29 protein-coding genes and 3 tRNA genes are annotated in these 25608 nt (G+C 28.3%); 16 read left to right on the forward strand and 16 right to left on the reverse strand.

Annotated elements, in window-relative coordinates; genetic code table 11:
• The first annotated feature begins 32 nt into the window (after positions 1-32).
• From polA to Q0617_RS03885, 5 genes are all read left to right on the forward strand, one after another.
• The gene (gene polA / locus Q0617_RS03865; protein ID WP_298750680.1) at positions 33-2735 is read left to right on the forward strand and encodes a DNA polymerase I; all 2703 of its coding nucleotides are present in this window, start codon (positions 33-35) and stop codon (positions 2733-2735) included.
• Between the two features lie 89 nt (positions 2736-2824).
• Positions 2825-3535: a response regulator gene (locus tag Q0617_RS03870; RefSeq protein ID WP_298750682.1), complete on the forward strand. Its 711-nt coding sequence runs from the start codon at positions 2825-2827 to the stop codon at positions 3533-3535.
• 14 nt (positions 3536-3549) lie between these two features.
• Complete coding sequence (locus Q0617_RS03875; RefSeq protein WP_298750684.1) at positions 3550-3741, forward strand: hypothetical protein; 192 nt, start codon at positions 3550-3552, stop codon at positions 3739-3741.
• Complete coding sequence (locus Q0617_RS03880; protein WP_298750686.1) at positions 3741-3995, forward strand: DUF2116 family Zn-ribbon domain-containing protein; 255 nt, start codon at positions 3741-3743, stop codon at positions 3993-3995. Before Q0617_RS03875 ends, Q0617_RS03880 begins: the two co-directional genes overlap by 1 nt.
• Entirely contained in the window at positions 3979-5292 is a 1314-nt protein-coding gene (locus Q0617_RS03885) for a response regulator (RefSeq protein ID WP_298750689.1), read from the forward strand. The genes Q0617_RS03880 and Q0617_RS03885 overlap by 17 nt, the downstream gene beginning before the upstream one ends.
• Here the strand turns inward: Q0617_RS03885 and lgt are convergent.
• From lgt to argF, 4 genes are read right to left on the reverse strand one after another with little or no spacing between them, the layout of a single operon-like run.
• Positions 5289-6101 carry a prolipoprotein diacylglyceryl transferase gene (lgt, locus tag Q0617_RS03890; protein ID WP_298750691.1) on the reverse strand — a complete coding sequence of 271 codons (813 nt, stop codon included), beginning with the start codon at positions 6099-6101 and terminating at the stop codon, positions 5289-5291. The two genes, Q0617_RS03885 and lgt, sit on opposite strands and share 4 nt — an antisense overlap.
• Positions 6101-7399 (reverse strand): (Fe-S)-binding protein, encoded by a 1299-nt coding sequence (locus Q0617_RS03895; protein WP_298750693.1) that lies wholly within the window; start codon positions 7397-7399, stop codon positions 6101-6103. The genes lgt and Q0617_RS03895 overlap by 1 nt, the downstream gene beginning before the upstream one ends.
• Positions 7399-8766, reverse strand: coding sequence for an oxygen-independent coproporphyrinogen III oxidase (hemN, locus tag Q0617_RS03900; RefSeq protein WP_298751180.1), 1368 nt, complete (start codon positions 8764-8766; stop codon positions 7399-7401). Before hemN ends, Q0617_RS03895 begins: the two co-directional genes overlap by 1 nt.
• Positions 8759-9685 carry an ornithine carbamoyltransferase gene (argF, locus tag Q0617_RS03905; protein ID WP_298750695.1) on the reverse strand — a complete coding sequence of 309 codons (927 nt, stop codon included), beginning with the start codon at positions 9683-9685 and terminating at the stop codon, positions 8759-8761. Before argF ends, hemN begins: the two co-directional genes overlap by 8 nt.
• Before the next feature lie 199 nt (positions 9686-9884).
• On the opposite strand from argF, the gene Q0617_RS03910 reads away from it, so the two are divergent.
• From Q0617_RS03910 to Q0617_RS03920, 3 genes are read left to right on the forward strand one after another with little or no spacing between them, the layout of a single operon-like run.
• Positions 9885-11999, forward strand: a complete 2115-nt coding sequence (locus tag Q0617_RS03910; protein WP_298750696.1) for a ribonucleoside triphosphate reductase — start codon at positions 9885-9887, stop codon at positions 11997-11999.
• Positions 11977-12141 carry an anaerobic ribonucleoside-triphosphate reductase gene (gene nrdD, locus Q0617_RS03915; protein WP_298750697.1) on the forward strand — a complete coding sequence of 55 codons (165 nt, stop codon included), beginning with the start codon at positions 11977-11979 and terminating at the stop codon, positions 12139-12141. The genes Q0617_RS03910 and nrdD overlap by 23 nt, the downstream gene beginning before the upstream one ends.
• Positions 12119-12796 carry an anaerobic ribonucleoside-triphosphate reductase activating protein gene (locus tag Q0617_RS03920; RefSeq protein ID WP_298750698.1) on the forward strand — a complete coding sequence of 226 codons (678 nt, stop codon included), beginning with the start codon at positions 12119-12121 and terminating at the stop codon, positions 12794-12796. Before nrdD ends, Q0617_RS03920 begins: the two co-directional genes overlap by 23 nt.
• Here Q0617_RS03920 and Q0617_RS03925 read toward each other — a convergent pair.
• From Q0617_RS03925 to hemB, 3 genes are read right to left on the reverse strand one after another with little or no spacing between them, the layout of a single operon-like run.
• Positions 12773-13453: a response regulator transcription factor gene (locus Q0617_RS03925; protein ID WP_298750699.1), complete on the reverse strand. Its 681-nt coding sequence runs from the start codon at positions 13451-13453 to the stop codon at positions 12773-12775. The genes Q0617_RS03920 and Q0617_RS03925 overlap by 24 nt on opposite strands.
• Before the next feature lie 2 nt (positions 13454-13455).
• On the reverse strand, positions 13456-14673 hold the full coding sequence (locus tag Q0617_RS03930) for a PAS domain S-box protein (RefSeq protein WP_298750701.1): 1218 nt from the start codon (positions 14671-14673) through the stop codon (positions 13456-13458).
• 1 nt (position 14674) lies between these two features.
• On the reverse strand, positions 14675-15649 hold the full coding sequence (gene hemB, locus Q0617_RS03935) for a porphobilinogen synthase (protein ID WP_298750702.1): 975 nt from the start codon (positions 15647-15649) through the stop codon (positions 14675-14677).
• Between the two features lie 60 nt (positions 15650-15709).
• Here hemB and ribA point away from each other — a divergent pair, with 60 nt between their 5' ends.
• The 7 genes from ribA to Q0617_RS03970 are packed head-to-tail and all read left to right on the forward strand — an operon-like array spanning position 15710 to position 19753.
• Complete coding sequence (gene ribA, locus Q0617_RS03940; protein ID WP_298750703.1) at positions 15710-16273, forward strand: GTP cyclohydrolase II; 564 nt, start codon at positions 15710-15712, stop codon at positions 16271-16273.
• Positions 16273-16857 (forward strand): 16S rRNA (guanine(527)-N(7))-methyltransferase RsmG, encoded by a 585-nt coding sequence (rsmG, locus tag Q0617_RS03945; protein WP_298750704.1) that lies wholly within the window; start codon positions 16273-16275, stop codon positions 16855-16857. The genes ribA and rsmG overlap by 1 nt, the downstream gene beginning before the upstream one ends.
• Positions 16857-17078, forward strand: coding sequence for a PP0621 family protein (locus Q0617_RS03950; protein ID WP_298750705.1), 222 nt, complete (start codon positions 16857-16859; stop codon positions 17076-17078). Before rsmG ends, Q0617_RS03950 begins: the two co-directional genes overlap by 1 nt.
• Complete coding sequence (locus tag Q0617_RS03955; RefSeq protein ID WP_298750707.1) at positions 17075-17452, forward strand: hypothetical protein; 378 nt, start codon at positions 17075-17077, stop codon at positions 17450-17452. Before Q0617_RS03950 ends, Q0617_RS03955 begins: the two co-directional genes overlap by 4 nt.
• The gene (locus tag Q0617_RS03960; protein WP_298750709.1) at positions 17449-17595 is read left to right on the forward strand and encodes a hypothetical protein; all 147 of its coding nucleotides are present in this window, start codon (positions 17449-17451) and stop codon (positions 17593-17595) included. The genes Q0617_RS03955 and Q0617_RS03960 overlap by 4 nt, the downstream gene beginning before the upstream one ends.
• Positions 17588-19603: a glycine--tRNA ligase subunit beta gene (gene glyS, locus Q0617_RS03965; RefSeq protein ID WP_298750711.1), complete on the forward strand. Its 2016-nt coding sequence runs from the start codon at positions 17588-17590 to the stop codon at positions 19601-19603. The genes Q0617_RS03960 and glyS overlap by 8 nt, the downstream gene beginning before the upstream one ends.
• Before the next feature lie 9 nt (positions 19604-19612).
• Entirely contained in the window at positions 19613-19753 is a 141-nt protein-coding gene (locus tag Q0617_RS03970) for an entericidin EcnAB (protein ID WP_298750714.1), read from the forward strand.
• 28 nt (positions 19754-19781) lie between these two features.
• Here Q0617_RS03970 and Q0617_RS03975 read toward each other — a convergent pair whose 3' ends face one another.
• From Q0617_RS03975 to Q0617_RS04005, 7 genes are all read right to left on the reverse strand, one after another.
• Complete coding sequence (locus Q0617_RS03975; protein ID WP_298750715.1) at positions 19782-20063, reverse strand: hypothetical protein; 282 nt, start codon at positions 20061-20063, stop codon at positions 19782-19784.
• Positions 20064-20196: 133 nt separating this feature from the next.
• Positions 20197-20442 (reverse strand): helix-hairpin-helix domain-containing protein, encoded by a 246-nt coding sequence (locus tag Q0617_RS03980; RefSeq protein ID WP_298750717.1) that lies wholly within the window; start codon positions 20440-20442, stop codon positions 20197-20199.
• A gap of 102 nt (positions 20443-20544) precedes the next feature.
• On the reverse strand, positions 20545-21042 hold the full coding sequence (locus Q0617_RS03985) for a nucleoside 2-deoxyribosyltransferase (protein WP_298750719.1): 498 nt from the start codon (positions 21040-21042) through the stop codon (positions 20545-20547).
• A 23-nt stretch (positions 21043-21065) separates the two neighbouring features.
• Positions 21066-21965 (reverse strand): uroporphyrinogen-III synthase, encoded by a 900-nt coding sequence (locus Q0617_RS03990; RefSeq protein WP_298750721.1) that lies wholly within the window; start codon positions 21963-21965, stop codon positions 21066-21068.
• Between the two features lie 65 nt (positions 21966-22030).
• Positions 22031-22107 (reverse strand) — tRNA-Met (locus tag Q0617_RS03995).
• Between the two features lie 15 nt (positions 22108-22122).
• Positions 22123-22199: transfer RNA gene (locus Q0617_RS04000), tRNA-Met, on the reverse strand.
• Between the two features lie 9 nt (positions 22200-22208).
• Positions 22209-22283 (reverse strand) — tRNA-Gln (locus Q0617_RS04005).
• A gap of 117 nt (positions 22284-22400) precedes the next feature.
• Between Q0617_RS04005 and Q0617_RS04010 the strand changes: the two genes are divergently transcribed.
• Entirely contained in the window at positions 22401-23432 is a 1032-nt protein-coding gene (locus tag Q0617_RS04010; protein ID WP_298750723.1) for a bifunctional 3,4-dihydroxy-2-butanone 4-phosphate synthase/GTP cyclohydrolase II, read from the forward strand.
• Positions 23433-23448: 16 nt separating this feature from the next.
• Here Q0617_RS04010 and Q0617_RS04015 read toward each other — a convergent pair whose 3' ends face one another.
• Both Q0617_RS04015 and pckA read right to left on the reverse strand, forming a co-directional pair.
• On the reverse strand, positions 23449-23943 hold the full coding sequence (locus Q0617_RS04015; RefSeq protein ID WP_298750725.1) for a hypothetical protein: 495 nt from the start codon (positions 23941-23943) through the stop codon (positions 23449-23451).
• A gap of 64 nt (positions 23944-24007) precedes the next feature.
• Positions 24008-25588 (reverse strand): phosphoenolpyruvate carboxykinase (ATP), encoded by a 1581-nt coding sequence (gene pckA, locus Q0617_RS04020; protein WP_298750727.1) that lies wholly within the window; start codon positions 25586-25588, stop codon positions 24008-24010.
• Positions 25589-25608 lie beyond the last annotated feature (20 nt).

The raw sequence follows: 25608 nt of genomic DNA on the forward strand, positions 1-25608 counted from the left end.
AATATAAAAACTTTAAAACTAGGGAATATTTTATGGATAATGATGATTTAAGTGCTAAAAAAACCATAACTGTAATAGATACATTTGGATTTTTATTTAGAAGTTTTTACGCACTTCCTCCTTTAAAATCAAAAGAGGGTTTTCCTACTGGACTACTTACAGGCTTTATGAATTTTATTTCAAATGTTGGTAAAGATTTTCAAACAGACTATATAGTATTTGCACTTGATTCAAAGGGTGATACGTTTAGAAATGAAATCTACACTGAATATAAATCTCATAGACCAGATGTTCCAGAGGATTTATTAAAACAGCTTCCAGTTGCAATTTCATGGATTGAACAAATGGGTTTTAAAACAGCAATCAAAAGTGGCTTTGAAGCTGATGATATTATTGCTTCAATTGCACATGATGCAAGGCAAAAAAACTTAGAAGTTAGAATTGTAAGTCATGATAAAGATTTATATCAATTAATTGATGATGATACTATTTACTTATTTGACCCAATTAAAAAAGTAGTAATTAATGAAGAAAAGTGTTATGAAAAATATGGAATTCATCCAAAACAATTTACAGATTATCAGTCGCTTTTAGGTGATAGTGCTGATAATGTACCTGGAGTAAAAGGTGTTGGGGCTAAAACAGCAGAAGCCTTGATAAAAGAGTTTGGAACTTTAGAAAATATATATGAAAATATAGAAAATGTACCAAAACCTAGATGGAAAACACTTCTTTTAGAGAATAAAGAGATGGCTTTTATCTCAAAAGAGTTAGTAACTTTAAAAACCGATTGTCATTGTATAGATTTTTTAGATGAGTTTGTATTGCCAAAAGAGAATCCAATATTAAAAATTCAAGAAACTTTATTAAAATATGATTTAAATAAAATAGTTGAAAGAGTTCATCAAAATGGACTTAATTATAAAACTGAACTTCCTAAAGTAAAAGAGAAAGTAAATTATGATTTTGTCTTATTAGATACCAAAGAGAAGTTAGAAAAAGTTATAAACTCTATTTCTAAAGACTCTATAGTTGCCTTTGACACAGAAACTACAAGTTTAGATACAAAAATAGCAAAGATAGTTGGTTTTTCATTCTCTTTTGATGAAAATAGTGCCTACTATGTTCCAATAGGACACTCTTATTTAGGTGTATCGGACCAAGTTTCAATGAAAGATGCAAAAGATGCAATAATAAGACTAAATGAGTTTAAACTAATTGTTCAAAATTTTAAGTATGACTTTGACATTATAAAATTTAATTTTGATATCCAATTAAATCTATACGCAGACACTATCATTTTAGCATGGCTTTTAGATAGTAGTTCAAGGGTTGGTCTTGATGCTTTATCAAAGAGCTATTTTGACCATACAATGATTGCTTTTAAAGATGTAGTTAAAAAAGGTGATGATTTTTCTACAGTGGATATTGCTAATGCTTGTAATTATGCAGCAGAAGATGCTTTAATGACTTACAAAATATATTTCAAACTACTAGAAGAGTTTAAAAAACAAAACTGTGAACATCTTTTAGAAATAGCAGATGAATATGAGTTTAAATTTATTGATGTTTTAATTAATATGCAAAATAATGGAGTAAAAATAGATACTCAAATATTAGAAAACCTTAAAACTAAAAATCAAGAACATATTCAAGAATTAACTAAAAAAATTCATGAATTAGCAGGAAGTAAATTTAATATAAACTCTCCAAAACAATTAGGAGTAATACTTTTTGAAACATTAGGATTACAAGCTTCAAAAAAGGGTAAAACTGGCTATAGTACAAACGAAGTTGTGTTAAATAAACTAATAGATTCCCATGAAATTATTCCAGCACTTTTAGAGTATAGAGAAGCTTATAAACTGCAATCAACATACATAGAGCCACTTTTAGAGTTAGCTTCAAATGATAATGAAAATAAAATTTACACATCATTTTTACAAACAGGAACAGCAACAGGAAGACTTAGTTCAAAAAATCCAAACCTTCAAAATATCCCAGTAAAAAGTAGTGCAGGGCGAGAGATAAGAAAAGCATTTATTGCAAGAGATGGATATAAGTTAGTTGGTATTGATTACTCACAAATAGAATTAAGACTATTGGCTCATTTTAGTAAAGATAAAGCTCTAGTGGATGCCTTTAATAATGATTTGGATATTCATAGCCAAACAGCAATAAAAATATTTGGTGAAGAAAAAGCAAGTGAAAAAAGAAATATTGCTAAAACAATAAATTTTGGATTACTTTATGGAATGGGTAGTAAAAAACTTGCAGATACACTTAAAATAACTCCAAAAGAGGCAAAGGTTTATATAGAATCATACTTTGAGGCCTTTACAAATGTAAAAGAGTATATGAAGTCTATTGAAGATTATGCTTTGGAAAATGGATATGTAGAAACGTTGATTAAAAGAAGAAGAGTATTTGATTTTAATGCTGCTAATACAATGCAAAGAATTGCTTACCTAAGAGAAGCCGTAAATACAAAGTTTCAGGGAAGTGCCGCTGATTTGATAAAACTCTCTATGATAAAAATCTTCAATAAATATAAAAACAATGATGATTTAAAAATGATTTTGCAAATACATGATGAACTTATTTTTGAAGTAAAAGAAGAAAAGCTAGATGAAATAACGAATGATTTGAAAAAAATAATGGAAAATATTTTTACCTTAGATATACCCCTAAAAGTTTCACTTGCCATAGGTAATAGCTGGGGTGATTTGAAGTAAAATAAAGATTAATTTTATTTAAAAATAATTTTTTTTGACAAGAGTTATAATTTTAGGTATAATCGTAGAAAATAAATAAAGAGTAGCTGATGATTAAGACATTGAAAAATATCAGAAAATTGGATAATGCCAAATTACTAGTAGTAAGTAGTGATTTAGAGGTTAAAAAATCTTTAGAAGAAGATTTAGATAATTATTTTAGGGAAGTTAGTTTTGTATCTAACAATAAAGATGCATTAATCCTAGCTAATCAAAACAATTATGACCTAGTAATTATTGACACTTTGTGTGAAGGTTTGTCATTTAAAGATTTTTGTTTTGAGTTAGTAGAAGTGGCACAAACCCTGCCTAAGATCATTATTTCAGCAGAAGATGATAGTGATGATATTGTTACTGCTGTTAACTGTAATGCATATACTTTTATTTCTAAACCTTTAAGATTACAAGATTTAAAATTAGCAATTATAATGTGCTTAAATCAGACAAAAAGAGGGGACAAAGTAGAGTTCCAAGGTGGGATATATTTTGATGAATATAGAGACCAATTCTTTAAACCAGGTGGTGCTGCAATTGATTTTACAAGACTTGAAAAAGGCTTCTTAAAACTTCTAATTGCAAGAAGAGGTGAAATTACTGATTATGATACAATTAAAGAAGTAGTTTGGAAAGGTAAGAACATGTCTATTTATACAATGAGAAATATTGTAAATAAAATCAGGCAAAAAACTTATTATGAGATAATAAAAAACCACTCAAACAAAGGTTATGTTATTGATGAAACAGGTATGAAGAGATTCTAAATAAAGGTGTCTAAATGGAAGAATTAATTTTGACCAAAGATGAGTTGGTTGAGATGTTTGAAAATCATAAGCTTGAGGATACCAATAAAGGATGGATGATGGAAGGTAAAGTTGTGGAGATTATTGCTTTACATGAAGTTGATCCAAAATATCTACAAGATATTACAAATGCAAAGTATTATAAAATAATCCCGAAAGGTTACTAATGTCACACTGTCCGTTCTGTAAAAAAAAGATTGCTATGAGTAAAGCATTTTGCTCTAGAAGTTGTAAGGAAAACTATTTTCAACTTATAGCAATACAAGTTCCAAAACCATTTCTTAAAAGAATTTTTGTGTTTTGTGACTTTGAACAAAGAGAAGCCGAAATTGAAAACTTTGCTGATAGGCATGGCTGGCGATTAGATTTACTCAAGAATAAAATTGATGAACTAGCAGTCGAGCATGGATTTACAAGCTAGCCAAGTAGACCTTAAAAATTCTATCATCAATAAATCAACTATTTTATATGTCGAAGATGAAGAGATTTTAAGAGAAGAAATTTCAAGTTTACTTGATGGCTTTTTTCAAAAAGTTTTTATTGCTTCAAATGGCGAAGAGGCATTTGAAATTTATAAAAAAAATATTGATGAAATAGATATTGTAATAACTGACATAAATATGCCAAAAATGAATGGTATAGAATTGATTTCTAAAATTAGAGAAATCAATTCAACTATTCCAGTTTTAGTATGTACTGCATTTAACGATGCAGAGATTATAATAAAAGCTATAAGATTAGGTGTAAATGATTATATAATCAAACCTATTCAAATGATTACAACACTTAAAGTTTGTAATAAGATACTAACTAACTGTAATAATGAACTATTAATTAAAAAAAATCTAAAAGAATTAGAAGATTTAAAATCTGTTTTAGAAGATGAAAACTTTATAATAGAAACCAATTTGGATGGTAATATTATTCATGTTAACTCTTTAATTTGTAAAGCTTCAGGATATGAAGAGAGTGAATTATTAGGACAACACAACAACATATTAAAACATCCAGATACATCAAAAGATTTTATAGAGAATTTATGGACTACAATTAATAATGGTAATAAATGGCAAGGTAAGGTTAGAAACCTAGCAAAAGATGGTAGTACCTTTTATACTAAAACAACAATAATTCCTATTTTTAATGAAGATGAAGAAATCATTAAATTTCTATCAACTGGTATGTTAATTACAGCAGAAGAAGAGGAAAAACAAAATCTAAAAAGGCTAATTCTTCAACAAAAAGGTGAAAAACTAAAAGTTGAAAATTCTATTCAAAAAAGAGTTGAAGATGAAGTAAAAAAAATGATGGCATCTAGTTCAGGAGAGAAAGAGGCTCAAAATAAAAAGCTTATCCAACTAGTAAATGATTTAGATGGAGAAATTAAAAGGTTAAGAAATAAAAATATAGATAATAACTCTAGAGTTGTAACTTCTGAAAAAAAGCTCCAAGAAACAATGACTAGATTTGATAATATGCAAATAGCCTATCAAGGTAAAATTACAGGTATGAATAGCACAATTCAAACTTTGGCTAAAAGATTTGAAGATTTACTTAAAAAAAGTAAATCAACATCTGAAAAATTAGAAAAATCACAAACATCAATAACTATCTTACAAGGTTATATTGATGATTATAGAAAAAAAATAGCTGACCTAGAAGATGTAATTACAAGCTATGAAAAAGAGTTGAGTCAGTCTAAGTCGTATAAGTACTAAGAAATTCTTTTTTTCATAACTATTAAAATAATAATTGTTACTAGCATAACGCAAAATGATATTAACATCCCCATTGTAAGCCATCCACCATATAAAAATCCAAGTTGACTATCAGGCTGTCTAAATAGCTCTGCTACTATTCTAGCAATAGAATATGCCAATGCATATATTATTGCTAGTTGTCCATCAAATTTTTTTCTATTTCTAAAATATATTAATATTAAGAATATAACTAATCCTTCAAGGATTGCTTCATAAAGCTGAGAGGGGTGTCTTAAAACTCCATCTACATATATTGCCCAAGGTACATCAGTAACTCTTCCTATAAGCTCTTGATTAAAGAAGTTTCCAAATCTACCAAATATATAACCAAAACTTATTCCAAGTACTGCGATATCTGTTATAAACCAAAAAGAGACTTTGTTTTTCTTACAAAAAAGAAGTGAGGCAATTAAAAAACCTATAAATGCCCCATGATAACTCATTCCTGAAATCCCAACATAAGTACCATCAATAAAAGGGTTAAATATTTGCCAAGGATGAGTTAAATAGTACATTGTGTGGGGATCATAAAATAATATGTATCCTATTCTTGCACCTAAAATTACGCCAATCTCTGCCCACCAAACATATGAGTCAAAAATCTCTTGTTTAATATCTATATTATCATAGTTTATAAACCATTTAGCAACATAAATTGCACTCAATAGTGCAAAGGCATACATAATCCCATACCAATGAACAGAAACTGAACCTATACTAAAAGCTATTGGATCAAATTGAGAATAAATATTTTGCCAAAAATCCATTAATTTAGCGCTTCAGCAATAAGTTCAATTGGATTTTTAAATACAACATCAACATCAGCTTGATATAAAGAGTTTGTTATTTGCATTCTACATGCACTACACTCTGCACTTACTATTTTTGCTTTTGTATCTCTTATCATTGCAGCTTTTGGAGCACCTGCTGCTTTTGCAAAATCATACTTTTCTGTTTGCATAGTAACTCCACCAAAACCACAGCATCTATTTGAATCACTCATTTCTGTTAAGACATAGTTTTGTTTTAATAGATTTCTTGGCTCTTGCCATACATTTTGCATCTTTTTAGCATGACAAGGATCATGATATGTTACTAAATCATCTATTTGTTTACCTGAATTTGCTAGTAACTCTTTTAACTTAGTACTATTTTCAAGCCATTTAGTAGCCATAAATACTTTTTTAGATATTTTTATAGCTCTTTGTTTCCACTCTGGTTGGTCATGTAAATAGTGTTCCCAATCTTGATTTATCATCGCACTACAGGTTGCTTCAGGGATAATTATTGCATCAACATCATCAATCCATGTTTCAAAATACTCTATGTTCTTCTTAACTAAATAATCTACAGTATCAAAATCACCTGTAAAATAAGCAGGTGCCCCACAGCATAATTGTTTTTTAGGAATCATTATATCAAGGTCTAGCTTTTTTAATATTTTTACTAAACTATCACCTGTATTTGTATAGGTATAATTACTCATACATCCAATAAAAATAGCAACTTTATTTTTCTTATTACTATCTTTATTTTCTACCTTTGCGGGTATATTTTCTGGATATTTATTTAAAAAACTTCGTTTATCTGCAAAGGGTAGGGCTCTATCTTTTTTTACTATTGGCAAAGAAAATCTAGGAACTGCTGAGCTATTTTTCTCTTCTATTTTTAATGCACAGGTTTGGAACATCCATCCAAGTTTAGACATTAAGTCCATGATTTTTCTATGTCGCAGTAGAAAGAAAAATAGTCTTTTATACCAAGCTATTCCAAACTTTTTTGCAATATCAGAACGAACTTGTTCAATAATCATATCTGTTGGTAAATCATTTGGACAGACTTCAACACAATTTGTACATAAAAAACAGCTTTCAAATATATCTTTTGCATTTTTATCTAATTCTAATTCACCTCTCTCGTATGCACCTAATAAATCAATAAAACCTCTTGGAGAAGTCGCTTCATCTTGATTTATATTAAATATTGTACATACGGGTTTACATTTACCACATTTAACGCAATCATCGCTAATGCTTGTATAGTCAAATTTATTAATTGTATTCATTATATAGTTTTACTAAACCTTCTTTTATTTTCAGGAACTTTTTTCAAATAAGCATCAAAAGGCATGCAAATATTACGTATTAGCATTGCACCTGTTTGATTTACTTTTATAAATTCTTTATCTAATGTCATTAATTCTGCTTCAATAAACTCATTTAAAGCCTCTACATCTTCTTTAAAGTATTCAAAGAAATCAATATTAAACTTATTTTCTACTCTTTTTATATTTAAAGAGAAGTTACTCATAAGTTCCATTATAACAAATTGTCTTAATTGATCATCTGCACTTAACTTATATCCTTTAAATGTAGGTAGTTTACCCTCATCTAAAGCACTTTCATACTGTTTTAAATCTTTATAGTTTTGTGCATAATAATTAACACCATCACCTATTGATGTAACACCAATACCTATTAAATCAGCTCCACCTTTAGTTGTGTAGCCTTGGAAGTTTCTATGTAGTTCACCTTTTTCAATTGCTTTAAAAAGTTCATCATTCTCTTTTGCAAAGTGATCCATACCTACCATTTTATATCCATTGTTAGTAAAAAAGTCAATAGTATCTTTTAAAATAAGTAGTTTTTCACTTGGAGGTGCAAATGTTGTTTCATCAAACTTTCTCATGGTCTTCATAAGCCATGGAACATGAGCATAATTAAATACTGCAAATCTATCCGCATCAAGCTTTAGTATTTTATAAAGCGTTTGGTTAAAGGTCTCTCTATTTTGATGTGGAAGTCCATAAATTAGATCAATGTTAATTGATTTGATTCCAGCTTCTCTAGCTATATTCATAACATTTTGAGTTGTTTCGTATGGTTGGATTCTATGAATTGTCTTTTGAACCTCTTCATCTAAATCTTGAACCCCAAAACTTAACCTGTTACAGCCACCTTTTTTAAGAACATCCATATGCTCTTTTGTAAAATATCTAGGGTCAACTTCACATGAGATTTCAGCATCACTACTAAAGTTTGGAAAACTTCTTTTTATCATAGTAAAAACTTCATCTAATTGCTCTGGAGAGAAGTAGGTTGGTGTTCCTCCACCAAAATGCATTTGAGTTACTAGTCTTGAAGTATCTAAATTCTTTTCAAGTAGTTTTAGCTCTTTTTGCAAGTACTCTAAGTATCTTACTTTTTTATCCTCTTTAGATGTAAAAATCACATTACATCCACAGAAATAACAGGCACTTCTACAAAATGGAAGATGAAGATATAGTGATAGATTTCTTGAAGAGTCTTGTTTTGAAAAAATCTCTATTAAATCATCTTGTGAAAACTCTTCTGTGAACTCTGGAGCTGTTGGATATGAAGTATATCTAGGCCCTGGTTTTGAATATTTTTCAAATTTTTTAAAATCAATCATTTCTTTTTCCATCTAACCAAACCATAATACCTTTTTGTGCATGTAGTCTATTTTCCGCTTCTTCAAAAACTCTGCTTTGAGGTCCTTCAAATACCTCTTCAGAAACTTCATACTCTCTATATGCAGGTAAACAGTGCAAGAAAATTGCATCAGCTGTTGCATAAGACATAAGTTTTGTGTCTACTATATATCCTGCAAAGTCTTTTACTCTTTTCTCTTTTTCATCTTCTTGTCCCATTGAAACCCATGTATCAGTTGTAACTACTGTTGCACCTTTTATAGCTTCGATTGGGTCGTTTCCAATTACTATTTTTGCACCTGATGTCTTTGCAAACTCTAATGCTCTATTTAATATTTCTTGATTTACTTCATAACCTTTTGGAGTTGCGATTCTAAGTTCAAACCCAAGTTTTGAAGCTAACATAAGCCACGAATGTGCTAAATTATTCCCATCTCCAACATATGCTGCAACTAAGTTTTTATCTTTTCCCTCTTCAATAACTGTTAAATAATCAGCCAAAAGTTGTACTGGATGAAAATCATCAGTTAATCCATTGATTACAGGTACTTTTGAATATTGGGCGAACTCTTCAAGTTTAGAGTGTTCGAAAGTTCTTATCATAACCATATCAACCATTCTAGAAATAACTCTTGAAGTGTCACTCATAGGCTCACCTCGTCCTAGTTGTATATCATTTGATGATAAAAAAAGTCCTACGCCACCTAGTTGATAGATACCTGTTTCAAAGGAAACTCTTGTTCTAGTTGAACTCTTCTCAAAAATCATTCCTAATACTTGCTTAGGTAAATATTCTTTAAAATTTCTTTGTTTTGTTTCTGCTTTAATTTGTTTTGCTAATTCTAAAATCTCTAATAATTCTTCTTTACTAAAGTCTGCAATTGTTAAGAAATGTCTCATACTAATTCCTTGTATTTATAAAAGCAAATATTATATTAGAATTGGCTTTATTTTTAACTTAATACTAATAGATTATTCAAAAAAATAAAAATATTTTTTCTTCAAAATAGGCCATAAAATGACACTTCTGTGACATTTTGAGTAATTATAAATTAAGATAATTTCACTTAAACTTCTGTTATTCATTAAAAGGAAAAAAATGAAAAAATATATATTTAAACGGGATGATAAAAAAGAGGAATATCTATCTTATAAAATAGAAGATGCAATAAAAAAAGCTTTTAAAAGTGTCCAAGAAAATTATGATAGTAGAATATTTTTTAATGTAACAAATAAAATAGAACTAATTGATGAATTATTTGTTGAAGATATACAAGATATTATTGAAAAAGAGTTATACAATTTTAAATATTTTGAAGTAATGAAATCATTTATGATATATAGACATACTCATAAACTACAAAGGGAGCACGTATTAGGTTTAAATGATGATACAACATTTATAAACTCAACACAAACTGTTGAGGAGTACATACTAAAAAGTGACTGGAGAGTTAATGCAAACTCTAACACAGGCTATTCCCATGCAGGACTCATAAATAATAGTGCAGGAAAAATTATTGCAAATTATTGGCTGGATAAAATATACTCTAGTAAAGAAGGATATGCCCATAGAAATGCTGATTATCATATTCATGATTTGGATTGCTTGAGTGGTTATTGTGCGGGCTGGAGTTTAAGAATTTTACTTGATGAAGGATTCAATCAAGTTCGAGGTAGAGTTGAAAGTAGTGCTCCCAACCATTTTAGAGAAGCATTAGGACAAATGGCAAACTTTCTAGGGATACTTCAAAGTGAGTGGGCAGGAGCACAAGCTTTTAGTAGTTTTGATACTTATTTAGCACCATATGTATTTAAAGATAATCTATCATACAAAGAGATAAAAAAAGCTATTAGAAGTTTTATCTATAATTTAAATGTACCTGCTCGTTGGGGACAAAGTCCTTTTACCAATGTAACTATTGATTGGACTGTTCCAAGTGATTTAAAAGATCAAATTCCTACAAGAAATCAAAAACATCTTTTTAAAGATTTTAAAAATGCAAAACTTCTTAAGAAAATTAAAGAAAAAGGTTATAGCTCTTTTGAAGATTTGACCTATAAAGATTTTCAAAAAGAGATGAACCTTATAAATAGAGCTTATTATGAGATTATGACAGAAGGGGATAAAACAGGTCAGCCATTTACTTTTCCCATACCTACAGTTAATATTACAGAAGATTTCGATTGGTATGGAGAAAATACAGATCTGTTATTTGAAAATACAGCAAAAATAGGAAGTTCATATTTCCAAAATTTTATTGGTAGTCAATATGTCAGTGATGATGATGGTAATCTTATCGCAAACGATAAAGCCTATAAACCAGGACATGTTCGAAGTATGTGCTGCCGTTTACAGCTTGATTTAAGAGAATTACTAAAAAGAGGTGGAGGCCTTTTTGGAAGTGCAGAGATGACTGGAAGTATTGGTGTAGTTACTATAAATATGGCAAGACTTGGATATTTATATAAAGGTGATATCAATAGTTTACTTGCAAAACTTGAAGAACTAATGGACACAGCAAAGTCAACCTTAGAGAAAAAAAGAGTATTTATCCAAGATATGTATGAAAGAGGTCTTTTCCCATATACAAAAAGGTATCTAAAAGGTTTTAATAATCACTTTTCAACAATTGGTGTTAATGGAATGAATGAGATGTTAAAAAACTATTTTTCTGAAAAAACTGATCTTTCATCTTCTATAGGAAATGATTTTTGTATTGAAATATTGGATTTTATGAGAGAAAAAATGATTCAATATCAAGAAGAAACGGGCAACTTATACAATCTTGAAGCAACTCCAGCAGAAGGAACAACATATAGATTTGCAAAAGAAGATAAAAAAAGGTTTAAAGATATAATTCAAGCAGGATTTGATAAAAATATCTATTATACAAACTCTTCACAACTTCCTGTTGACTATACAGATGATCCATTTGAAGCATTAGATTTACAAGATGAATTACAGTGCAAATACACAGGTGGAACTGTACTTCATTTATATATGAATGAAAAAATCTCATCTGTTGAGTCTTGTAGAAAATTTGTAAAAAATGTAATTACAAATTTTAGATTGCCATATATAACAGTAACACCACTCTTTTCAATTTGTGAAAAGCATGGATATTTAAATGGAGAACATGAGTTTTGTCCAAAATGTGATGAAGAAATTTTAAAAAAGGAGTTAACAAATGAACAATCAAGAATTGCTTGAAAAAAATATAGACAAAAGAACAAAGTGTATCGTATATACGAGAGTTATGGGTTATCATAGACCAGTAGAAAGTTTTAACATAGGGAAAAAAGGTGAGCATAAACAGCGAATTAAATTTATTGAATCAAAAAATTGTTTATGATTTTACAAAGTTTACAACAACAGATTACATAAGACATCTCTCTTGTGTAATTTGGTTTAAAGGTTGTAATTTTAGATGTCAATACTGTTATAATGATGATATTGTATTTTGTAAAGAGGGCAATTATTCAATAAATGAGATTTTAGTCTTTTTAGAATCTAGAATAGGAATGCTTGATGCTGTTGTTTTATCAGGTGGGGAGGCTACTCTTTATGATTTAACTGCTATATGTAAAAAAATAAAAGAGTTTGGATTTAAAATAAAACTAGATACTAATGGAACAAATCTTAAACTAATAAAAAAACTAATAACAAATAAACTAATTGATTATATGGCAATAGATTTCAAATCACCAAAATATAAATATAAAAATATTGCAGGTGTAAATAAGTATGATGATTTTATAAAAACAATAAAATATCTAATAAATACAGACTTTGATTTTGAATTAAGAAGTACTATTAATTCATCACTTTTAGATGAAGATGACATAAATTCGATGATAAATACGATTAGCAATTTAGACTATAAAAATACTTATTATTTACAAAACTTTATACAGACAGAAACAAATATAGGAAATATTTCTAAACATAGAGATATAAATAAAGAAAAAATAAATAATAAAAAACTAAGTATCCAATGGAGAAATTAAATATCCTTGTCCCAGTATATTTTCTATAATATCCTTTGACGTTTTAATTCTCAATCTTTTTATAAAAGTTCTCAAACGCTCATCACTTACTTCTTCAGTCCAAAGTTTTGCTTTTATATCTTCAGTACTTACAATGGTATTTTGATATTTAATTAATAAAAATAAAAACTCTTTTTCTCTTTTTGTAATATTGATAATCTTTCCGTCTTTATATAAACTCATTGTATTGTTATCAAAAACGAAGTTTTCTTTTAGAAATACTTTTTTTTGTTTATTTAATTTTGGAGCTATTTTTCTTATATGCTCTATTAATTCATCTGGGTCGAAGGGTTTTATAAAATATTTATTGATACCTAAATCGATAGCTTTTAATAGTTTTTCTTTATCTGAGTGGGCACTTAATACAATAATAGGAACAGACTCATCTAGCTCTTTGATCTTTTGAGTCATCTCTAGCCCATCACAAAAAGGCATCATAATATCAGTTATTACAATATCTGGTTTAAATGATTTAAACTTTTTTAAACCTTCTTTTCCATCTTTTGCAATAATTACAGAGAAAAAATACTCAGATATAGCATCTTTTAGCAATTGAGATAATCTCTTCTCATCTTCAACTATAAGTATTTTTAACTGTGTTAATAAGTTATTTTGCATCTTTATCCTAAATTATTCAAAGGAATTAATATAATAAATAGTGAACCATCTTCAAAATTTTTGTGGCTAAGTTCACCTTCTAAACTCTTTTCAATAATCATTTTTGACATAAATAATCCCAATCCAGTACCTTGACTTTTATATTTTGTTGTGAAATAGGGATCAAATATTTTATCTAAGTTTTCTTTATTGATGCCTCCTGCGTTATCTTTTATCTGCAGTTTTGCGTATAATTTATTTGAGATTTTTTCTTCACTAAGATTTATTGTAATTATTTTCTTTTCAATATTATTAAAAAGATAAGCATCTTTAGAGTTTTGTATTAGATTTATTATTACTTGAGATAACTCGTTTAATACTCCTACTACTTTAAAGTTATTTGCTACATTAACTTCTACTTCTATATCATTTAGTACTTTTTTTAAGATTATTAAAGCCTCTTGAACAGCTTCTTTTATCTCAAAGCTTTTTTTATCTTTTTGTGGATTAAAAAAGTTTGTAAAATCTTCTATAGTAGATGACATTGTTTTTATTAGGATTTTACTTTCAAGATAGAGTTCATCTGTTTTTTCTTTGTTATTATTTTTAAAAGATTTATTCATATTAAATAGTGTGAGGTTAAGCTCTGTTAAGGGCTGTCTCCATTGGTGTGCAATATTTGCTAGCATTTGACCTAAACTAGCCATTCTTGATTGCCAAAATAGAAGTTTTTGTTTCTCTTCATTTTTTTCAATCTCTTCATTAACCCTTTGTTCTAAAGTTTTATTTAATTCTTGTAGCTTTTTAGTTTGTAAGGATACTCTATTTTCTAAATCCTTATTTAACTCTTCTAACTCTATCTCTTTTTTTTCTAGTCTTTTTTTTAACTCAACTTCTTCTGTTACATCATATCTAATAGCAATAAACTCTTTTATCTCATCATTTTCATCTAAAATAGGAGTAATTGTAGTATTTAAATATACAGTTTTCCCATCTTTTGTAAGATTTTTAACTGTTGCTTTGTAGGGTTTTTTATTTAAAATAGTATCCCAAAGTAGGGTGAAGTTACTCTTTGGGATATCAGGGTGTCTTACAATATTGTGATTTTCACCAATTAATTCATTATGAGTATAGCCTGAAATTTTACAAAACTCATCATTTACAAAAGTTATTATTCCATTAATATCAGTTTTTGATACTATATTTGAATTTTCAATTGCCTCTTGATAAGTTTGACTCATATTATTTACTATTTAGAAGTTCACAAGCCTCTTTTGCATGGTATGTAATAATAATATCAGCACCAGCTCTTTTAAATGAAATTAAAGTCTCAATCATTATTCTTTCATAATCAATCAGGCCAGCACTTCCAGCATGTTTAAGCATTGCATACTCTCCACTTACATTATAAACAGCCAATGGCAAGTTTGAAGCATTTCTTATCTCTCTAACTACATCTAAATAAGCAAGGGCTGGTTTTACCATAAGTATATCTGCACCTTGTCTTTCATCTTCAAGTGACTCTTCAATAGCTTCTCTTCTATTTGCTGGGTTCATTTGATAAGATCTTCTATCTCCAAAAGAAGGAGTTGATTCAGCAACATCTCTAAAAGGTCCATAATAAGCACTAGCAAATTTAGTTGAATATGCCATAATTGGAAGATTTTCAAATCCATTTTCGTCAAGAGTTTCTCTCAATGTTTCAATAATTCCATCCATCATACCACTTGGAGCAATCATATCAGCTCCAGCTTTTGCATGAACTATTGCTTGTAAAGCAGAGATTTCTAAAGTTTTATCATTATCAACTGTCTCAGTTTTTGGATCAAGTATTCCACAATGACCATGATCTGTATATTCACAAAAACATAAATCAGTAACTACAAACATAGTTGGAAATTTTTCTTTGATAGCTTTTATAGTTCTAGAAATAATACTTTCATCACATAAACATTCACTTCCTACAGAATCTTTTACATCAGGAACTGCAAACAAAATAATAGATTTTAACCCTATAGATTGTATATATTCACACTCTTTTAATATCTCATCTAAACTCATTTGAAAAACACCTGGCATAGAGGCAACTTCTGTTTTGATACCTTCACCTTCTTTTACAAATAATGGATATATAAAATCACTTGGGCTTAGGTTTGTTTCTTGCACTAGGGCTCTTAAATTTTCATTAATTCTCAATCTTCTCAGTCTTTTAAACATATTATTTACCTCTTTTAGATATAATCTGCACCATTTTAACAGTTTAAGGTTTAAAAAGATATGAATATAGAAGAATCAAATATTGCAAAGTTGCCTACTATACATGGTGATTTTGAAATACAATCTTTTAAAGAACATCACAAAGAACATTTAGTAATTTTTTCAAAGAATTTAGGTGATGTTGTAAATGTAAGAGTACACTCTGAATGCCTAACGGGTGATGCAGTAGGCTCTTTAAAATGTGACTGTCAAGCACAACTTAACTTTTCATTAGATTATATAAATAAAAATAATGGTATGGTTATATATTTAAGACAAGAGGGACGAAATATAGGTCTACTTAATAAAGTAAATGCATACGCTTTGCAAGATAAAGGTTTTAATACAATTGAGGCAAACCATCAATTAGGTTTTGCAGCAGATGAGCGAACTTACGAGATTGTTGAGTATATTTTAAATAAATTTAATATAAAAAAGATCAATTTAATAACAAATAATCCTCATAAAATAGAGAGTTTAGCTAATATTGAGATTATTGAAAGAATCCCTGTTGTTGTGGGTGAAAATGAGAATAATCAAGCTTATTTAAAAGTTAAAAAAGATGAAATGGGGCATTTGCTGTAGTGATTTTAGATAATATAGAAGAGTTAAACATAGATAAAGAGTTTTTAAAAAAGTGTGAAGAGTTTAAAAAAATCTTACAACATTGGGGTAAGATACATAATCTTTCTGCTGAATTAGAAGATATTAAAATAGAAAATAATATATATGACTCTATTTATGTTTTAAAATTTATCAAAAGCTATACCAGTGTTGCAGATATTGGTACAGGAGCTGGTTATCCTGGACTTATCTTAGCAATGGCAAGACCAAACATAAAGTTTTATTTGATTGAGCCAAGAGCCAAAAGAGTAGCCTTTTTAAATTTTGTAAAAAACTCTCTAAAACTTGAAAACGTAGAAATTTTATGTAATAGAGTAGAGTATGTAAAAGATATAAAAGTTGAACTTATTACTTCTCGGGCTGTTACAAATACTGCACTTTTATTAAATTTGACTAAAAATATCTCAGATGAAAATACTTCTTATTTATTTTACAAAGGAAGCATGCTTGAGTCTGAGCTTGAAGAAGCTAAAATATATAATTATAAAATAATTAAAAAAGATGAAAAAAGAAACTATTTATATATAAATAAAGGAGCAAAATAATGGTGTTTAAAGTTTTAGCAATTATTGCTGTTTTATTTTTTATTTATCTAATATTTTTCAAAAAAAGTAGAGAGAGTGAAGTCTCAAGTAAGAAAACAAAAAAAGAAGAGAAAATATCAGATATTATGGAAGAGTGTCCAACTTGTAAAACTTATATTTCTAAAAATGAAGCAATTTTAAGTAACGGAAAATATTTTTGTTCAAAGGAGTGTCTAAAATGATAATTATAGGTGATACACTTATCCCTTATGAAGAGACTTTTTACATAAGCTCTATTGATGAGATCTCAAATACAAAACCAAACTCTACACTTTTATTTGAGTATGATGAAAATATTTTAAAATATTGCTTTGAAAACTGCTTATTATTTGGGGTTGTTACAAACTCTTTAAAAGAGTCAATTTATGCGAACTCTTTGCAGGCAAGATATATAATATGCTCTAACACTTTAGATAAAAAGATTCAAGATATTGCAGAAAACTATATGTTTGATTCAAAAGTTTTATCAATAATTGATAGCAGTGAGCAAATAGAATCTGTAGCTATGAATAAAATTGATGGGGTTATTTATAAAGACCTGTTAGGAAAATCATGAAAGATATACTAGATATAATCGTTATTATTGCTTTTGTGATAATAGTTTTTGGATTTATTAGAGGGTTTAATAAACAACAAATTGATAAACATACTAAAAAATTAGAAGAAATTGAGAAAAGGGAAAAAGAAAAAGATGAATAAACCATTATTAATTGAAATAGGTGTTGAAGAATTACCAGCAATACCATTTTTAAAAGAATTACCAAATATTGAAAAAAAATGGAGTGACATTTTAGAAAAATTTAAACTATCCACAGATTTTGACTTTTTTTATACTCCAAGAAGATTAGTGCTTTGGCATAGAGAATTTAACTTATCTCAAGAAGATATAACAGTTGAACAATATGGAGCACCAGTTACTATTGCTTATAAAGATGGAAAACCAACAGGTGCTGCAATTGGTTTTGCTAAAAAGTGTGGTATTGAAGTAGAAGATTTGCAAACAATTGATAATGGCAAAGGTGATGTTTTATATTTCAAAAAAGAAGAAAAAGGTAAAGCATCAAAAGATTTACTAAATGAAATGATAAACGAGTTTATAAATGCTTTAGATTTTGGTAAATCAATGAGATGGGCTAGTAGAACAGATAGTTTTATTAGACCAATTAGAAGTTTAATTGCTATGTTAGGTGAAGAAGTAGTTCAAGGTGAACTTTATGGTGTAAAAAGCTCAAATAAATCATTTGCCCACAGAATGGTATCATATGAGCCATTTACTATTGATTTTGCAGGAGATTATTTTTGTAAATTAGATAAAAATGGAGTGATTTTATATCCAGAAGATAGAAAAAAAACCATTTTAGAACAAATGAAAAAAATAGAATCACAAAACAATCTAACAATAGATATAGATACTGACTTACTAAATGAGATTGTTGCTATAACAGAGTTTCCTACAGCGCTATTAGGTAGTTTTGATGAAGAGTTTTTAGAGTTACCAGAAGAAGTTATTGTAACTTCAATGAAAGAGCACCAAAGATACTTTGCAGTTTATAAAGATGGAAAATTAACAAATAATTTTGTAGTAGTATCAAACTCTAAAACAGAGAATTTTTCTTTTATAGTTGCTGGAAATGAAAAAGTATTAAGACCAAGATTAGCTGATGCTATGTTCTTTTACAAAAATGATTTAAATAATGGATTATCAAATGAAGGTCTTAAAAATTTAGTTTTTGTTGATGGACTAGGATCTATGTATGAAAAGAGTGAAAGAGAAGTTAAAATAGCTTTATATTTAGCTGATTTGTTTGATGTAAAAGAAAAAGAACTTCTAAGTAAAGCTGTTATGCTCTCAAAAGCTGACTTAATGTCTGAAATGGTTTATGAGTTTACAGAACTTCAAGGGCTCATGGGTTATTACTATGCAAAAGCTGCTGGTGAAGATGAACTTGTTTTTACAGCACTTAAAGAACAATACTTACCTGATGGAGAAGATTCAGATTTACCATCAAACAAATTCTCAGCAATTGTAGCTTTATCATACAAACTTGATAATCTTATGGGACTATTTAGTGTTGGTAAATTTCCAACTGGTTCAAAAGATCCTTTTGGACTAAGACGTGCAGCAGCAGGTATTGTAAAAATAGCAATGGAGCATAAAGTTGAAGTAAATTTTTCAAATATTATTGATAATCTGTTACCTACATATAAAGGCTTAGATAAAAGTAAACTAATAGAGTTTTTCAATGAAAGATTATTTAAAATATTTGATGTAAATCCATCAGTTATTAAAGCAGTACTTGGAAGTAAAGAAGGGGATATATATAAAATATCTCAAAAAATATGTGCTTTAAATCCTATTGTGTTAAGTGAAGATTTTAAAGAAGCATCTACAACTTTTAAAAGGGTAGCAAATATTATCAAAGATATAGATGTAGATAGTTCTTTAAGTGTTGACTCATCTTTATTTGAACAAGATGAAGAGAAAGATTTATATGAAACTTATACACAACTAACAAATAAAGAATATAATGACTATGAAGAAGAATTAGATGCATTATTTTCTTTAAAGCCAAAATTAGATAAATTTTTTGATAATGTTTTTGTAAATCATGAAGATGAAAATATAAAAACAAATAGAAAAAATCTAATAGGACTTGTTTATCAAGCTTTTAGAAACATTGCAGATATTAAAGAAATTACAATATAAGGAAGAGTAATGAAAAAGATATTAACCTTAATTACAATGATTGCTTTTTTTGCCATATTAAGTGGATGTGCAACATGGGATGGTGTAAAAAAAGATTCATCAGAAGCCTATGATGCAACAAAAGAGGCTATTCACGACGCAACAAAGTAAATTTTTTACTTTGTTCTTCTGTGTATTTCTAGAAGTATGTTAAGTGTATCTTGTAGTTGTTATTTATTTTAAACATAATATTTAACAACATCTTTTGAACAAGAGTATATTGTTTATATAAAACAATGTATTTATTAGGTAAAAAATCAAACTTAATGTTATTTTTACTTAGGGTATAAGTTATTTTTATCAATTCTTTTTTTGCTGATTCATATTCATTATCATAATCAAATTTAAAAACTTTATTTTCATTGTCAAAAACGTAGTATGATAAGTTGAGTGAATCAATTTGTGTTTCTATATTTTTCATGTTAATACTTTATTTAAATTTGTTACTTTATTATTTTATTATTTAAAAGTTAACAAATGATTAACAAACTAATCTTTTTTTAAGAAAGTGTGAGTTTTTTTAGTAATATAGAGTGAAATTTCACTCTATATTTTTATTTACAAGCAGAAAATGTAAGTTGACCTTCATTTTTTTGTAAAAAACCTTGACCAATACCTTTTACATTTAAAAGATCTTCTTTATTCTTGAAACACTTATGCTCGGATCTATATCTAATAATCATCTCAGCTTTTTTAGCACCTATACCATTAAGTTCTTTTAGTTCGTTTAGTGTAGCCTTATTCATATCTACGGCAAATAAACCAATACAAAACAATGCCAATAACACAATAACTCTCATTTTTTCTCCTTAAATTAGAATATTATATTATTATAAAAATTAGATTAAAATATGCTTTTATGAAACTAAAAAGTAATTAAATGAATAAAATATGTATTTTTATTATTTTTGAAGAGCTTTTAAAGAATCTTCAAAAGTACCAAAGATCATTTTATTTACACTACAGGCAATCATAAGATTAATAGAATAATCAAAATCTTCTATTACCATATTGTCCATGTCAAAATATGTACCATCAACAAGTTGCTTTTCATTACTTTTGAAAGTATCTAGGTAAGTTTGATTATCTTGCATATATCCATAAACTTCTTTTCCTAAGGCTTTTGCATAGCCACACTCCCAAATAGTACCTGAATCTGCCTCTTTGCCACGAAATGCATTTAAATTAGCTATAACAATATCTGATTGATTTATTAATTGAACATTTGCTTTATAAATATCTTGAGCAATTTTATTTTTATTTTGATTGAAATCTACAACATTATCTAAAGGATATAACCCCTTAAAGCCATACTTATCACAAAGTTCACAATAGTATTTACCTATTTGTATTGAATCTTTTTTAAATACATCATAACCTGCAATATATATCTTTTTCATATCATTATCCAATTTTATAAGTTTTAAAGCATTATAGCTTTTTTAATACAAGCATTTAAAGAAGTTTTTTCAGATAATATAGGCTTGATATTAGAAGGAAAGTATTTCAATGTTGTTTTTCCAATAGATATTGCTTTAAAGCTATAATCCCAATTAAAAGTCTTGAAGAAGTACTCAACAGTTGAGGGTGAAGAAAAAATAATCTTTGAGTTTTTTGGTAAAGTCTCTTTTTTCAAGGGCTCTACGTAATTATTTTCATAAAGTATTATTTCCTCACAAGAGATATTATTCGCTATTAACTCACTGCAAATATTTGATGTAACTTTATTACCTCTAATATATAAAACTTTTTTATTTTTAAGTGTAGATACCAACTCATTGGTAAAATCATAATTATTACTTTTTTGAGCAATTAATTTTAGATTGCCACCTAGCTCTTTCACCTTTTTTGCAGTCTCTTTACCTATAACATATGAAGGAATCTCTTTCCAAGATTTATTTATATTATTAACAGCAGTTGCCGCATTTTGCGATGTAAAAACTAAACTATCATATTTAGTCAAATCGATTTCTTTTTTTAAATAGTCAATTTTAAATAGTGGAATATTTTTAGCCCATCTTTTTTTTTGATTGTTTAATAAATAAATATTTGCTTTTGAATTATTATAGTTATCAATTTTATTTTGTACTCTTTTAAATAACTTATCAAAAAATGAAAATCTTTTATTTATAGCAATTAAAGTATTATTTTCAAGTACATCAAACAATATATTGTTTTTGGAGAGAATGTAGGTTATTTTAAAAAATTCTTTTTTTATATTTTCATTAGTATAATCCACATCATTAATAAATAAATTCTTTTCATAGTCATAGTCAAAATAAACAAGATTTAGGGAAGTAATAATTTTTTTAATATCTTTCATAAGAAGGAACCCTTTTATATTTTATAAAATGATAATATAAAATAATTAATAAAGAGTTAATGTAATGGTGTCAAGAGGGAGACTTGAACTCCCGACCTCCGGCTTATGAGACCAGCGCTCTAGCCAGCTGAGCTACCTTGACACTATGGCTAAATTTTGGTTGCGGAAGCAGGATTTGAACCTACGACCTTCGGGTTATGAGCCCGACGAGCTACCGGACTGCTCTATTCCGCGGCTATTAGATGGATGGGGTAGCAGGATTCGAACCTGCGAATATCGGCACCAAAAGCCGAGGCCTTACCGCTTGGCGATACCCCAATGTTTAGTCGTCGAATTATAGTAAAAAAATTAATTTCTGTCAAGATACTTTATATTTAATTTTGTATATTTTGATATAATAAATCTAAATATTAAAACAATTAAAAGAGATTTATAATGTCAGCAATTAAAAGAGTACAAGAAGCTATAGAAGAGATAAGAAAAGGTAACATGGTAATCATGTTGGATGACGAAGATAGAGAAAATGAGGGTGATTTAGTTTATGCAGCAGCCTTGTCAACTCCCCAAAAAGTTAATTTTATGGCAACACATGCCAAGGGACTAATTTGTGTATCAGTTACAAAAAATACTGCAAATAGATTAGAATTGAATCCTATGGTTGCTTCAAATACATCATCATATGAGACTGCATTTACAATTTCAGTTGATGCAGCAAGTGCAAGTACTGGAATTAGTGCATCAGAAAGAGATGATACTATTAGAATCTTAGCAAACCCAGTAAGTAATACAAAAGAGTTAGTTAAACCTGGCCATATTTTCCCTCTTATTGCAAAAGATGGGGGAGTACTAGTTAGAACAGGTCATACAGAAGGTTCTATTGACTTATGCAAATTAGCAGGATTTAATGGTGAAGCAGTTATTTGTGAAATAATGAAAGAAGATGGAACAATGGCTAGACGTGATGATTTAGACATTTTTGCACAAAAGCATGATATGAAACAAATCTATATCTCTGATTTAGTTGAATATAGGTTATCACATGAAATATTAGTAGAAGAAGTCTCTTCATCAAATATAGAATTCTTTGGGAAGAGTGTTATAAAAAAAGAGTTTAAAGATCATTTGGACAATATTCATACAGCTATTATTTTTGGTAACTTTGAAGAGACTACTCACGTAAAATTTCATACAGTAATCCCTGATATAAAATTGTTTCTAAATGATAATAAAATAAATTCAATGTTAAAAACAATTAATTTTTTACAAGCAAAAAATGGTATTTTGATTTTTCTTGATGAAAATATGAAACATTTAGAATCAAGAAAAGATTATGGTATTGGAGCGCAGATACTAAACCTATTTGATATAAAGAAAATAAAACTTTTAACAAGTGGAGGAACGCACTCTTTTGTAGGATTAACAGGTTTTGGACTTGAGATAATTGAAGAGATTCAAATAGAGGGATAAAAGTAGGGGAGTAAAGTTATCTTACTCCTATTGCTGTTTTAACTACCTCAATTGATTTTTTGATTTTATCAATCTCTTTAAAAGCTAACTTTTTATTTTCTTTATAATATAAAGATGACTCTATAGTATTTACTTTATCTTCAAGCCTACTAATTGCAGCTTCACGAAGATCTTCATCTTCTATATTTAAGTATTTCATTGGGTTTTGATTTGATATTCTTTTTAATCTATGTGCAAAAAGGTATTCATTATCAGGATTTTCACTTAAAAATTCGCAAATTTCATTATAAACTTCATCATTTGATGATTCAAATTTTTTATAAATAACTCCAGCATAATCATTCAAAAACTTATCGTAATTGTTATAGTTTATAAGAAACTCTTTTATTTTTCCCTCATCTAGAGTATCTTTTTCAATATCAAATTCTTTTTCAAACATATGAATAACACAAAAATATGCTATTTTTGAACAACTGTTCTCAATATTTTTTAAAAACTCTTTTATTTCCATGATTTTCCTTAAATAAAAAAAGGGGTGAATAAATTCACCCCTTTTTTATAATACTAAGCATTAATTAGTAAAGTTGAGGACCTGCACCTGTAAAGTCATAGTCACTCTCTAATGTCAAATATTTTTTAAAGTTTTTAACATACATTGAAGCAAGTTTTTTTGTTGTTTCATCGTAAGCTTCAGTATCTTCCCATGTATTTCTTGGATTTAATACTTTTGTTTCTACACCATCAAGTGTTTTTGGAATAGATAGATTAAATATAGGAAGAGTTTCAAATTCACTATTATTGATTGAACCATCTAAAATACCATTAATACAAGCTCTAGTATTTCTGATACTCATTCTTGTACCAACACCATAAGGACCACCAGTCCATCCAGTATTTACTAAATATACATTTACATTATGTTCATCAATTTTTTCACCTAATAGTGCTGCATAAATAGTTGGATTTAAAGGAAGAAATGCTTCTCCAAAACATGAACTAAAAGTAGCAACAGGCTCTGTGATACCTCTTTCAGTTCCTGCAACTTTTGCAGTATAGCCACTTAAGAAGTAGTACATCGCTTGTTGTTTAGTAAGTTTTGCAACTGGAGGTAAAACACCAAAAGCATCTGCACATAAAAAGATGATATTTTTTGGATGTCCACCTTTCATGTCAGGTGTATGATTTTCAATATGACTTAAAGGATAAGAAACTCTTGTATTCTCAGTTTTACTTCCATCTTCAAAATCTACTACACCATTATCATCATATACAACATTTTCTAATATTGCACCTTTTTTAATAGCTCCATAAATTTCTGGTTCATGTTCTGCTGATAAGTTAATAACTTTTGCATAACAACCACCTTCGAAGTTGAAAACACCACTGTCATCCCAACCATGTTCATCATCACCTATTAAGGCTCTTTGTGGATCAGTTGATAAAGTTGTTTTACCAGTTCCAGAAAGACCAAAGAATAATGCTGTATCCCCATCTTTTCCAATATTTGCAGAACAATGCATTGGAAGTTTTTTCTCTAATGGAAGCCAGTAGTTCATCATAGAGAAAAGACCTTTTTTCATCTCACCTGCATACCAAGTACCACCAATGATAGCAATATTTTCTTCTACATTAAATACCACGAAAACTTCAGAATGAAGATCATGACTTACATAAGACTTATCTATTGTTTTACAAGCATTATATACAGTAAATTGAGGAGTAAATTCATTTAACTCTGACTCTTCAGGCATGATAAACATATTTTGTATAAAGTTTGCCTGCCATGCAATCTCTGTAATAAATCTTGCTGATCTTCGTGAGTCAATAGATGCTCCACAATATACATCAGTAACAAATAAATCTTTGTTACTTAACTGTTTTTTAGCTGTTTTTAATAGATCATCATAAACATCTCTTGTTACGGCTCTATTTATATCACCCCAAGCTATGTATTTGTTTGAAGGATCTTGATTTACAAAAAATTTATCTTTTGGACTTCTACCAGTAAAAATACCAGTATCTATCATTAAAGCACCAGTTGAAGATATTTTTGCACCTTCATTTTTTACTGCATGATCAATTAATAAATCTACATCACTATTTCTGTATACAGTTTGAACGTTTTCTAAACCTAATTGGCTCTTAATATCAGACATTATTCTTTTTTTCCTAATAA

This window comes from uncultured Arcobacter sp. (genome assembly GCF_937982575.1).
Classification (GTDB): Bacteria; Campylobacterota; Campylobacteria; order Campylobacterales; family Arcobacteraceae; genus Arcobacter.